The sequence below is a fragment of the Flavobacteriales bacterium genome, from assembly GCA_021739695.1.
Classification (GTDB): domain Bacteria; phylum Bacteroidota; class Bacteroidia; order UBA10329; family UBA10329; genus UBA10329.
The window spans coordinates 35,359-48,274 of sequence record JAIPBM010000020.1; the positions used below are offsets into that span (position 1 = coordinate 35,359).

Here is a 12,916-nt window from a genome sequence, read left to right on the forward strand (position 1 = left end):
ATATCGCATCTTATTAACATCTACAATGGATTACCTTTGGCAAGTAGACATCAAGATCATTATAAAGTTGTTTCCTTTTCGACAAACGTTCATTTTCAGCGTCATCATGCTAATGGCCTTTGGCGCCAATGCACAATTGGTGGATGGCATTATTGGACAGCGAAGAGACCTGGTCCATGTTTATTTGCGGCCATATCGCATCATCGATTACAAGATGGAACGGATGGTGGTAAATGTGGATAAAGGAATTCATCAGACAGCTTTGTTCGAAAACGATACCTGCACTCGGTTTTATTGGGCAGTAACTCCTGAGAGCATACAGAATTTCAAGGTGATGCTATTGGAATCGGGTTATAGTATCAACTCTTCGGGTGATGGATTTGTTAAAGACAGTTTGGAGTTGACAATAAAGCCGCTCGATTCTGGTAAAGCAACATTATACATCGCAAGTATTTCCTCTGGCCTTAAAGGAAAACGAGAGGTTTCTGGCAAGCCTGCAAAGGTGAAGAAGGTGGTTGAGGTACAAGCCATGCCCTTACTACAGCAAGCCATTTTGGAGGCAGAAAAAGACACGACAGCCAAACCACCTAAAGACCCCAAACGCCATTGGATAGGAGGGAAATATGGTTCAGCAAATCTGTTGGGTTATTGAGTCTTTTCATTCTGAATCCAGTAGAGTTCATTTACTGCCACGTTTTACGGTCTAAATTTTTCTAATGCATATTCAATCACTATTCTCAACAAAAACGAATGCGGCCTCTGTGCTATGGTTTGTACTGCTTCTTTTTATTGCAGGATGCAAAAAGGATAACGGGCCGGATGTTGCAGGTAAACAGTTGTATGCCATTCGGGGAGAAAACCCTGGTATTTATGATCATCAAGGTCGTTTCATGATCTTAAGAGGAGCGAATTACAACGTATTGGGCGATTATTGGGAGGGAAATGCAAATGTTCCCGCAACCAAGGAATATGCCGCAACAGATATGGCCATGATGGCCCATTACGGATTCAATTGTATTCGATTGATCTTCAGTTGGAGTAGTTTGGAACCTCAGCCTGGACAGTATGACGAAGGCTATATTGCTCAAATCCGCTCAGTGATTACAGAAGCCGATAAATACGGCATTTATGTCATGCTCGATATGCACCAAGATGCTTGGGGTAAATACATTGCCACCCATCCAGATTCATCCTGTACTTACCCAAGTAAGGGCTGGGATGGAGCTCCTGCGTGGGCCACACTTACGGATGGAGCCACCAATTGCAGTGTTGATGGAAGTCGCGAGAATGCACCTGCAGTGTATCACGCCTTTCAAAACTTTTGGGATAATACCGATGGTGTTCAGGATGCTTGCATTGCTGCTTGGCAGCATCTCGTTACGGCAATAGCAGCTTATGATAATGTGCTAGGATACGACCTACTGAACGAACCAGGCTTAGGCTATAAAGTGCCTGTTGAGCAAGAAATGTTGAAGATGTCGAACTATTACGCCACCTTGATCACAGCCATCAGAAATGCTGAAGGTTCAAAGAATGAGCACATCATATTTGTAGAGAATGCCATTACTTGGAATGGACAAGGAACACTTGCTGGTGTTCCTAATCCACAATTCTCAGCAGAAGACAACCTGATGCTTGCCCCACATAGTTACTTCGAAGCTATTGGTCCATCGTCTGCCACTATTGAAGATGGCTATCTTTTGTATCAGTTCGTTAGTTCGAATTTTCAGTCTAAGGCCTTTATTGGCGAGTGGGGTTTTTTCGGAAACCCTGCTGATGATGTGGAAAAGGTGAAACGTTTTGCTGCCATTGAAGATTCTTACTTCGGTTCGTCCACTTGGTGGCAGTGGTGCCAAGCTCCGGGTGATCCTCATGGAATGAGCTGGGATGGCGCTACGTATGATCAAACTTCCATGCACTTGATCGAGTTGGATGCTTCGGGCAATTTTACTGGAAATGTAAACGAACTTTATCTCAACGTGCTCAGTCGAACACGCCCTAATGCTATACATGGCAATCCTGTTGCGCTCATTTCAAACTCGAACGATGGAATGATGCATTTTGAAGCCATTGCCACAACAGAGGGCGTTACTGAACTTTGGATATCCGATAGATTCGGTACACCTGTGGTGAGCGGAGAGAATGTCTCGCTGAAAGAATTAGTTCCTGTTGATGGTGGTTATCTCGCTTCCGTTACGGTAAACGGAAGCTACACGATTGATGTGAGCTTTTGATTTTTGCGAGTAATTGGCTGGCATTTTTTTGGAAATGATTGATTGCCCAATGATATTAACCGATAGGAATTTCGAATGAAAACGTGGAAAAAACTGGTATTGATAAGTTCAATTGCGCTGATCTCTTCGTGCAAAAAGGAAGAAGATTGTTTGCAACTCACAGGAGATGATTATTTGATTTTCGGCCATTTTTTTGGTGAGTGTGGCGGGGAAAGCTGCGTTGAAACTTACAAACTTACCGATGCGCAATTGTTTGAAGATCAGACCGATGACTACAACGCAGTGCTTCCTTTTGTGTTTGTAGAACTGGATAATTCCACATTTTTGGAAGTAAACGACCTAATGGATTATTTCCCGGCTGAACTTTTAGCCATCAGCGATTCAACCTTTGGCTGCCCAGATTGTGCAGACCAAGGCGGCCTTCTCGTGGAATACTATCATGAAGGACAATTGCACAAATGGCGATTGGATAGAGCGCAATCTCCTGAAACAGCATTCTTGCAATCCTTTGCCGATAAAGTGGTGGAGAAGATTGCGATCATAAACGATTGAGCTCCGTGTTTTTAAGATGAATATTGAGTTCAATTGACGCATCGTTTGCACTCAGATCATTCATTTATCGGGAGTTGATTTCAAGAATACAGTTCTTGTAAAATCGTGTAAAGCAGCTATCATAAGTTGAGTTGTAACAAGTATTTTCAGCGCCATGAAAAAGACCATCAAACTATGCGTTGTAGGCCTAGGCAGAGCCGGCAATTTCCATCTCACTTCCATCAAACAATTGGATAATCTTGAGTTGCATTCGGTTGTTGATACCAATGTGGAATTGGCAATGGAAACAGCTGAAAAATGGGGATGCAAATGGAGTACTGATCTTGTCGACTTATTAAACGATGAAGATCTGGATGCCGTGGTTGTTGCATCTCCAACAGATGCTCATTTCGATTATATCGTTCAGGCACTTTCGGCCGGAAAACATGTGTTTACTGAAAAACCTGTTGGGCATACAGTAAAGGAGATCAAAACCTGTTTTGCCTTGGCTCGTGAGCACGGTAAAGCCTTGCATTTGGGTTTTCAACGAAGGCTCGATAAGAATTTTGTTGCCTTAAAAAGGCGTTTGCCAGAATTAGGCGCAGCCAAAATTGTGAAGGCAAGTTCAAGGGATAATCCGAAGCCGTCTTATGAATATCTGAGCATTTCTGGCAATATCTTTCATGATATGCTTATTCATGATTTTGATATGCTCATGTTCCTTTTTGGAGCGCAAGTACCTCAAACGGTATTCGCGGCAGGTCATACTTATGATGCCACAATCAAAGGTTTCAATGATTATGATACAGTTCTAGTGTCTATCAAATTTGCTAACGGATTGGTCTGTTCCATTGATACGAGTCGAACATCAGCCTATGGTTATGACCAACGAATTGAAGTGTTCGGAGAAAAAGGAATGGCCACCGTTGATAATGAGCGAAATAATGCGGTGAACGTTTACACCGAGGCAGGTGGAAACCACGAGCCCTTCAATTATTCGTTTCCTCAGCGTTACAAGGATGCATATTTGGAAGAATTGCTTCAGTTTTCTGAAGGAATTCAGAACGGTGTATTTACTAATGTGGCCGAAACTGAATGCGTGCTTTCGCACGAGTTGGCAGACGCGGCTTTGGAATCAATTAAAGCAGGCGAGGCCATCGATTTCAAAGCCTTTACTGGACGAAACTGATTTCCTAACTACCGTTCAGTACTGAGCTTCTTTCATCATCTTACTACAGTCACGTGGCCTGTGTATTGATGTACAAAGGTGAGCGGAACCACTGAAAATGAGAGTGAATAGGCATAAACGGCCTGATCGGTCAATGCGCCTTTGAAGTAGCCATCCCAACCTTGTTTAGGATCGGTGCTGGTAAAGATCTCTTCGCCCCATCTATTGTAGATATGGAGCGTGTAGCTATGGACAAAAGCTCCGCTAATAATGGGCAGGAACACATCGTTTATCCCATTCTCTTGGCCAGGCATGTGAGGCGTGAACGCGTTCGGAATGTAAACCGTAAGATCAGGTTTCAGAATCAAACTATCGCAGGTTTGGCCAACGCAACCATCTGCATTCACTTCTAAACAAACATGGAACGTATGCGGCAGATCATTCGGAAGCGTGATGTCGAAACTATCCTCAACGCTTTCCATTAGCAACATTCCTGTTTCATCTACGATGGTCCAATTGCGAATACCATCAGGTGACAATGCTTGGAACGTGACCGTGTTCAGATCTGTAGTTGGTTTTTGCGGATCGAATGTGAAAGCAGGAACCAATTGAGCTGTTGGTCGCAAGGTGATGACCAGAATACTGTCGCAGCCATTCGTGCTCGTTAACGTACTGGTGTGGCTAATTTCTTGTGTGAGTGAATCGAGCACGGTTCCATCTGGGAAGGTATAGTCTGAACCTAAACAGAGATCAAAGCTGGTACGGCTAAGCGTAGATTGATTGACCGTTACTTGCGTTACCACTACCGAATCGCAACCAGAACCGTTTGGCCAAATGGAAGTGTGGTTCGTATTGGTAAGTACCGTTTCTGTCGATCCATCTGGATACGTGACAGTTGTTCCAGCGCAGACCGTCAAGTTTTCATTCCCCATAAAACCGGTTGATAATGAAACATTCGTTGTAATGATAGAATCGCATCCAGCACTGGATGTAAGGGCCGAAATGTGCGAAGTGTTCGCAGTAATTAGTTCCGATGTTCCATCAGGATAGACAACAGTTGTTCCTCCACATACATTCAGGTTTTCGGTCGTTGTGAATCCGGCCACCACAGAAACGTTCGTGGTAACGACAGAATCGCATCCAGCATTGGTAATTAAAGCTGAAATATGCACAGTACTTGCTGCAATGACTTCCGATGTTCCATCTGGATAGACGACCGTTGCTCCAGCACAAACATTCATGTTTTCGGTAGAAATAAATCCTGCTACAACTGAAACGTTCGTGGTCACGGTAGAATCGCATCCTGCACTTGTTATCAAAGCCGAAACGTGTGAGGTGCTTAATACAATGAGTTCGGATGTCCCATCAGGATAGAAGACTATTGTTCCTGCACAAACATCCACGGTTTCGCTTGAAGTGAAACCAGCCACAATGGAAACATTTGTGGTAACGGTAGAATCGCAACCTGAACTACTTGTTAGGGCAGAAACGTGGCTAGTGTTCGCAGAAATCAGTTCAGACGTTCCGTCAGGATAAACCACTGTTGTTCCACTACAAACATCCACGTTTTCGCTTGAAGTAAAACCACTGACTACTGAAACGTTTGTGGTAACTATCGAATCGCAACCAGAACTACTTATTAAAGTGGAAATATGACTGGTGTTGGCTGTAACGACTTCCAATGTTCCATCTGGATAAGTAACGGTAATTCCTTGACAGACATCCATTAGTTCTGTGCTGCTGAAGCCCGAACCATCGTCCAATACAGTCACGTCAACCGTGTCTGAACAACCAATGGAAGAGCTGACAATGCAGTGATAGTTTCCCGAACATAAACCTGTTGCTGTAGCTGTTTGTATGCCTAATGACGAATAATTGCTGGCTGTCCAATTATAGGTGTAACCGGGAATGGAACCCGATGCCAAAACCGAGGCAGTGCCCGAGCAAGCACCACACTGACTATCGGTGCTGCTGCCATTTACCTGCAATGCAGTAACGGGCACACAATTATTGTTGAATTGTCCAATGTACGCTGCGTTGGCTGCATTGTTCGGTAATCCAGGTGTTTCATCGCCTCCGCTAGAAGCGGAACCTTCGCTCCAATTGGCTTGGTTGTTAGGGTCTCCACCATTGAAATACCACACTTTCTGAGAGCCAGAGCCGAAAGAATCGAAATAGATGAGCGTGTTATTGGAGCAAGAAGCCCAACAGACCGAGAAAACTTCGCAACCAGAAAGGTCGACCAAGCGCGCACAATCTCCCGAATTTGCCAAGAAAGTGAAAGTCCAATCGCCTCCTGCTATCCAACCTGAGGAAGGATAACTGCAACTGGCAGCGCCAGGAGTCGTGAAATTGTGTTCAAATAGAAAGCTATCACTGATAGGAGCAACTATACGACAATTGCCGTCCGCTAAGTTCAGATCATCAGGAGGAACAGAAAGCCCTGGATCGGCATCGTTGTAAACCAGAATGATGGTTCCCACCGGAACACAGGCCCAAAGCGGGTCGTAAGAAAAACGTAAAGCGCCATTTGCAATTCCGCCCGAACCGTGGTAGCCCGAATTGTCATCGAATATCCAACCTCGGATATCAATGCAGGGCGGGGCATTATTGCTGCAATCGAACGAAAGGTTTTCGTCTGCTACAACGAATTCTACAAATTCCTTGTTCCCGTTCGCACCGTTCGAAACCTCATTTATAATCAGCGTTTGAGCACCCGCGTTGCTAAAAAGCAAGACCGACAGCAACCCCCAAATAGCCAACAAGGCGAACTGCGCTCTTACCTTCATTTTCGTAGCGCAAGGGTACGCTTTCAGTGTCACATTACATGGTCTTCAACTTTACGAATTCGTTAGATATCATGCCTTTCCTTCAAAGAAGTTGCTTGATTGCATTCCGATATGTTACCAAAATACTTTTTGAGCCCATGTTGCACAGGTTTTCGTGCTTGTTTGTTGCTTTTATTGGATGTTGGTTAACACTTTTTAAGAAGTCGTTAACACCACTTAGGACATTCTGCTGTTAAGGGTATGCAGCGATCTCTATTTTTGCGCAACTAAATGAAATTTTAATCATGACAGACATCAAGCAGATCAACGAGATGATCGAGAAGGAAAGTGCCTTTGTCGATATCGTCACCATGGAAATGGACAAGGTGATCGTAGGACAAAGACACATGGTGGAAAGCCTCCTGATCGGTCTGTTATCAAAAGGACACATTCTATTAGAAGGTGTTCCTGGACTGGCAAAAACGCTTGCCATCAACACACTTGCATCAACCATCAGCGCTGGATTCAGTAGAATTCAGTTTACGCCCGATCTGCTTCCAGCGGATTTGGTCGGAACGATGATCTACAATCAGAAAACAGGTTCTTTTGATGTTCGCAAAGGACCATTGTTCTCCAATTTTATTCTTGCGGATGAGATCAACCGTGCTCCTGCTAAAGTGCAAAGTGCGCTGCTTGAGGCAATGCAGGAAAAGCAAGTGACCATCGGTGATACGACCTTTAAAATGGAGGAACCATTCTTGGTAATGGCCACCATGAACCCGATTGAGCAGGAGGGAACCTATCCGCTTCCAGAAGCGCAAGTTGACCGTTTCATGCTGAAAGTGGTCATCACGTATCCGAATAAAGCCGATGAAGCGCAGATCATCCGTCACAATTTGGCAGGTGAATTTCCTAAAGCCAATTCGGTGTTGAAGCCAGAAGATATTCTAAAAGCCCGCGAAGTGGTTCGTCAGGTTTACATGGATGAGAAGATTGAGAAATACATCGTGGATATTGTTTTCGCCAGTCGTTATCCTGCAGAGAATGGTCTTGCTAAACTGAAAGACCTGATCAGCTTCGGTGGTTCGCCTCGTGCAAGCATCGCTTTGGCCAAAGCGGCTAAAGCCTATGCTTTCATTAAGCGAAGAGGCTACGTTATTCCGGAAGATGTTCGTGCTGTCTGTAACGATGTGTTGCGTCACCGTATTGGACTAACTTACGAAGCAGAGGCAGAAAACATCACTTCTGAAGAGATCATTGCTGATATTCTGAACACGGTAGAAGTTCCGTAAACAGGCGTCAGATTTGAGACGTGAGATATCAGATGACCCTAACTGGTCGCTGGTCGCTTATCACTTAGTCGCTTAAGAAAATGGAAACGTCAGAGCTTTTAAAACGCGTACGTAAGATTGAGTTAAAGACCAGAGGTCTGAGCAATCAGATATTCTCAGGTCAATATCACTCTGCCTTCAAAGGGCGTGGTATGGCTTTTTCTGAAGTGCGCGAATACCAAATGGGTGATGATGTGCGGACCATTGATTGGAACGTGACGGCTCGTGCTGGTGATCCGTATGTAAAGGTTTTTGAGGAAGAGCGGGAACTGACCGTGATGTTGTTGGTGGACGTGAGCGGATCGGGCGATTTTGGTTCTAAAGGAATGCTGAAACGCCAGTTGATGACAGAAATATGTGCAGTGCTTTCGTTTTCTGCCATTCAGAATAACGATAAAGTGGGTATTATTTTCTTCAGCGATCGAATTGAAAAATTCATTCCACCTAAGAAAGGAAAGAGCCACATTCTGCGCATCATCCGCGAGCTGATTGATTTTACTCCCGAGCACAAAGGCACCAATTTGAGTGAAGCTTTACGTTATCTGACCAACGTTGTAAAGAAGCGAAGTATCGCCTTCTTGCTTACCGATTTCATGGATAAGAATTATTCTGATGCGCTGAAATTGGCCAATAAGAAGCACGATCTGGTGGCCATTCGTGTTTACGATCATTTAGAGCAGGAAATTCCGAATGTTGGTTTGCTTCCGATTACCGATGCGGAAACGGGACAGATGGTTTGGTTAGATACATCAAACAAGGAAACACGCACAAAACTGAAGGCAAACAGCTTGCGTTTCGAGGCTGAGCTGAAAGATACATTGATGAAATCGGGTGTGGATATGGCTCAAGTAAGAACCGATGGTTCGTATGTTGTTCCGTTGATGAACTTGTTTAAACGAAGAGGAGCGTGATGATGGAAAGCAGCAAGCATCAAGTTTCCAGTTTCGAGCGTGTCATTGCGAGCGTAGCATGCGAAGCGCGGCAATCTTCTCATGTCATTTCGAGTGAGGAACGAACCGAGAAATCTCTGATTTCTAAATTTCAAGATTCCTCCGCTGCGGTCGGAATGACATTGATTTTGCTGATGTCAGCATTTGGCACATTCGCTCAAAACGCGTCTGTAAAAGCTGTTCTCGATAGTCAGCAGATTCTGATTGGCGATCAGATCAACCTCGACCTTTCCGTTGAGTTCAATAACGAATTGCCCATTGCTTGGCCCATTTTTAAGGATACGATCACTGGCAAACTTGAAATCGTACAATCGTCCATTCCGGATACAGTAAAGAAGGAAACTGGCGAAACCGTCATTCATCAACGTCTCGTGCTTACCAGTTTCGATACGGGATTTATCATTCTACCACCGATCACGTTTGTATTCAATAACGATAGCACACAATCGCTTTCTACCGAAGCACAGTTGATTTTCGTCTCAGACATTCCAGTTGAAATGGAAGCGGATATCAAGGATATTAAAGAACCCTTGGATGTTCCTTACAACTGGAGAAAGTGGCTGAAATACGCATTGATCGTTCTACTGGTTCTTGCGTTGCTGATCGGTGGATTTTTGCTGTGGCAGAAGTATCGAAAAGTACCAGAAGTTCCGATGGCGCGGCCAAAACCGAAGCGTCCAGCGCACGAAATTGCCTTAGAGAAACTGGAAGCCTTACGCAACAAAAAGCTTTGGCAGAACAATCAGACCAAGGAGTTCTATATCGAATTGTCGGACATCATAAGAGAATACGTTGAGTTCCGTTTTGATGTGTTGGCACTGGAAATGACAACCGATGAAACCGTTTCCGCTCTTAAATTGAAAGGTTTGGAAGACGGAAAGGTGCAAACACTGAAGCAAATGCTACAGATGGCCGACCTTGCCAAATTTGCCAAGTACACGCCTATGCCTAACGAGAACGAGCAGTGTTTTGACATTGCACGGACTTTTGTAAATACTACGTTGGTTATGCCGCTCGATGAACCGAAAGAAGAGGAGAAAGGATGATGGGCGATATCACATTCAATAATCCTGAACTGCTTTGGCTGCTGCTTCTGTTGCTGCCGATGGTGGCCTACTACGTTTTCCTACAAAGGAAAAACCGGGTAGAATTCAGGTATTCGAATGTGGCAACTTCCGTTGGGGCTGAAGCCAGTTTCAAAGGGAAGTTGGTTCATGTGCCATTTGTGCTCAGAATGTTGGCTATTTCCTTGATCATTGTGGTGTTGGCAAGACCACAATCAACCAGTAGTTGGCAAGATGTGACCACAGAAGGAATTGATATCGTCATGGCTTTGGATATCTCAGGTTCCATGTTGGCCGAAGATTTCAAACCGAATAGGCTTGAAGCCGCCAAAAAAGTGGCCAAGACATTTATCGGTAGTCGCCCGAATGATCGATTGGGTTTGGTGGTGTTTGCTGGGGAGAGTTTCACGCAATGTCCGCTTACCACCGATCATTCGGTCATTCTCAATCTTTTCAATGATGTGAAGAGTGGTATGCTTCAGGATGGTACGGCAATCGGTATGGGGCTTGGTACTTCCATTAAGCGATTGAAAGACAGCGAAGCCATCAGTAAAGTGGTCATTCTTCTAACTGATGGAGACAACAACTCAGGATCTATTGCGCCAGGAACCGCTGCTGAGATTGCCAAGGAATTCGGCATTCGTGTTTACACCATTGGTGTTGGAACTCGCGGAACAGCGCCTTATCCGCAAGTAGATCCATTCGGAAGAACGGTTTATACTGATATGGAAGTGAAGATCAATGAAGAACTATTGACTCGAATTGCCGAAATGACAGGAGGAAAGTATTTCAGAGCCACGGATAATGCCAGTTTGGAAGAGGTTTATACGGAGATTGATGAACTAGAGAAATCGAAGATTGATGTGACAGAATACCGCAAGCGCAAAGAGGAGTTTTTGCCTTTTGCCATTGTAGCCTTGCTGTTGCTTGGTATTGAAGTATTGTTGAAACAAACCGTTCTACGAAGTATAGTGTAATGTTCCGATTTGCGAACGAAATATGGTTGTATGCGCTGCTGGTAATTCCAGTGCTTGTGCTTGTTTTCTGGTTCAATGCCAGATGGCGCAAACGCGTATTGCAACAATTGGGCGACCTCAGCATCATCGAAACGCTCATTCCAACATTTTCCAAAGTGCTTCCGCGTTGGAAACGCTTTCTTTTCACCTTGGCAGTTGCATTCGTTTTGGTTGGTATGTCAAATCCGCAGATCGGAACCAAGTATGAAGAAGTAAAACGTGAAGGATTTGAACTGATGGTCTGTTTGGATGTTTCCAATAGTATGTTGGCTGAAGACCTTACACCAAACCGATTGGAACGGGCGAAACAAGCTATTTCCCGATTGGTTGATCGGTTGAAGAACGATAAGATCGGAGTGATCGTGTTTGCTGGCGATGCATACATCCAACTTCCGATGACGGTCGATCATTCAGCAGCGAAACTTTTCCTTCGTTCCATCGATACGGATATTGTTCCAACTCAAGGAACTGCTATTGGTAAAGCCATTGAACTGGCCATGACTTCTTTCAGTGCCAATTCAAAGGCAAACAGATCCATTATTGTTATTACCGATGGAGAGAATCACGAAGATGACGCATTGGAACAAGCAGCCGCTGCGGCAGAACAGGGAATTAAAGTGCATACCATCGGCATTGGCTCTATTGACGGAACTCCGATTCCTGTCTATCAGCGTGGTCAAATGATGGGTTATCGAAAAGATCGAGCAGGAAATACAGTGGTTACGAAGCTGAATGAAACCATGCTGCAGCAGATAGCAGCGGCAGGCGGAGGAACATATGTTCGCGCTAACAACAGTCGAACAGGTCTGAATGTCTTGATGGACGAGTTGGAAGGCATGCAGCGCGAAGAGTTTGATAGCAAGATGTTTACTAGCTACGAAGACCGTTTCCAATATTTCTTTGGAGTGGCGCTGTTGCTGTTGTTGATTGAGCTGCTGTTACCTTCGCGCAAATTGAAAGTGTTTGGTGGATTGAACCTTTTTAAAGCTAAATAGCTCGTTAAGTGATCAGAAAATTAGACATATCGAAATTCAAGTCATTGCACGATTTGCTGCAATCGCAAACTCTTTGGGTTGGTCGCGTTCGTGCATCTTTGGCTATGATGTTCTTGTTGTTTGGATTCATTACAGCAGCATTCGCTCAAGAACCGAATGACCTTATTACCAAAGGAAACGCAAAGTACAAGGAAGGTAATTTCGGTGAAGCTGAAATGACCTATCGTGAAGGGCAGGAAGCGGGAGCGGATGCCTTTATTTCGGGCTTCAATTTGGGCGATGCACTCTTCAAACAAGAACGATACGAAGAAGCGGCCAGCGCATTTCAGGCGTTGCCAAATCTTACCGAGGACAAGGAACAGAAAGCAGCAGCATTTCACAATTTGGGTAATGCATACTTAAAGGCCAAGAAATATCCTGAAAGTGTAGACGCCTTTAAACAATCGTTGCGCAATAATCCACAAGATCTGGATACAAAGTATAATTTGGCTTACGCCAAACGTATGTTGCAGCAAGAGCAAGAGCAAGAGCAACAGCAGCAAGATCAGAATAAAGACGATCAAAAAGATCAGGAGAAGAAGGACGACCAGCAACAGAAGCAAGATCAGCAAAAGCAGGACGAGAAGAAGGATGATGAGCAAAAGCAGGATCAACAGCAACAACAAGATGATCAGCAGCAAGAACAAAAAGAACAGGAGCAGCCGAAAGAGGGTGAGATTTCCAAAGAAGACGCTGAGCGGATGCTAGATGCGCTGAATCAGGATGAAAAGAAGATCCGCGACCGATTGGAAGATCAAAAAGTGAAGAAAGTATCGAAGGGTACTATTGAGAAAGATTGGTAATGTCAATTATCAATTAA

At 44.5% G+C, this 12,916-nt stretch carries 11 protein-coding genes; 10 read left to right on the top strand and 1 reads right to left on the bottom strand.

Features of this window, described 5'->3' with window-relative positions; genetic code table 11:
* The first annotated feature begins 25 nt into the window (after window positions 1–25).
* From K9J17_12755 to K9J17_12770, 4 genes are all read left to right on the top strand, one after another.
* A complete protein-coding gene (locus K9J17_12755; protein MCF8277596.1) occupies window positions 26–652 on the top strand; it encodes a hypothetical protein in 627 nt (208 codons plus the stop codon).
* Between the two features lie 64 nt (window positions 653–716).
* Window positions 717–2,234: a glycoside hydrolase family 5 protein gene (locus K9J17_12760; protein MCF8277597.1), complete on the top strand. Its 1,518-nt coding sequence runs from the start codon at window positions 717–719 to the stop codon at window positions 2,232–2,234.
* Between the two features lie 75 nt (window positions 2,235–2,309).
* On the top strand, window positions 2,310–2,786 hold the full coding sequence (locus tag K9J17_12765) for a hypothetical protein (protein ID MCF8277598.1): 477 nt from the start codon (window positions 2,310–2,312) through the stop codon (window positions 2,784–2,786).
* Window positions 2,787–2,940: 154 nt separating this feature from the next.
* Complete coding sequence (locus K9J17_12770) at window positions 2,941–3,954, top strand: Gfo/Idh/MocA family oxidoreductase (protein ID MCF8277599.1); 1,014 nt, start codon at window positions 2,941–2,943, stop codon at window positions 3,952–3,954.
* A gap of 35 nt (window positions 3,955–3,989) precedes the next feature.
* Here the strand turns inward: K9J17_12770 and K9J17_12775 are convergent, their stop codons facing one another.
* Window positions 3,990–6,722, bottom strand: a complete 2,733-nt coding sequence (locus K9J17_12775) for a gliding motility-associated C-terminal domain-containing protein (GenBank protein MCF8277600.1) — start codon at window positions 6,720–6,722, stop codon at window positions 3,990–3,992.
* A 284-nt stretch (window positions 6,723–7,006) separates the two neighbouring features.
* On the opposite strand from K9J17_12775, the gene K9J17_12780 reads away from it, so the two are divergent.
* The 6 genes from K9J17_12780 to K9J17_12805 all read left to right on the top strand — a co-directional run bounded on the left by K9J17_12780 (window position 7,007) and on the right by K9J17_12805 (window position 12,899).
* Complete coding sequence (locus K9J17_12780; GenBank protein ID MCF8277601.1) at window positions 7,007–7,993, top strand: AAA family ATPase; 987 nt, start codon at window positions 7,007–7,009, stop codon at window positions 7,991–7,993.
* 80 nt (window positions 7,994–8,073) lie between these two features.
* Complete coding sequence (locus K9J17_12785) at window positions 8,074–8,943, top strand: DUF58 domain-containing protein (GenBank protein MCF8277602.1); 870 nt, start codon at window positions 8,074–8,076, stop codon at window positions 8,941–8,943.
* Between the two features lie 155 nt (window positions 8,944–9,098).
* The gene (locus K9J17_12790) at window positions 9,099–10,028 is read left to right on the top strand and encodes a hypothetical protein (GenBank protein MCF8277603.1); all 930 of its coding nucleotides are present in this window, start codon (window positions 9,099–9,101) and stop codon (window positions 10,026–10,028) included.
* Window positions 10,025–11,023 (top strand): VWA domain-containing protein, encoded by a 999-nt coding sequence (locus K9J17_12795; protein MCF8277604.1) that lies wholly within the window; start codon window positions 10,025–10,027, stop codon window positions 11,021–11,023. The genes K9J17_12790 and K9J17_12795 overlap by 4 nt, the downstream gene beginning before the upstream one ends.
* Window positions 11,023–12,057: a VWA domain-containing protein gene (locus tag K9J17_12800; GenBank protein ID MCF8277605.1), complete on the top strand. Its 1,035-nt coding sequence runs from the start codon at window positions 11,023–11,025 to the stop codon at window positions 12,055–12,057. The genes K9J17_12795 and K9J17_12800 overlap by 1 nt, the downstream gene beginning before the upstream one ends.
* An 8-nt stretch (window positions 12,058–12,065) precedes the next feature.
* On the top strand, window positions 12,066–12,899 hold the full coding sequence (locus K9J17_12805) for a tetratricopeptide repeat protein (GenBank protein MCF8277606.1): 834 nt from the start codon (window positions 12,066–12,068) through the stop codon (window positions 12,897–12,899).
* Window positions 12,900–12,916: the final 17 nt, after the last annotated feature.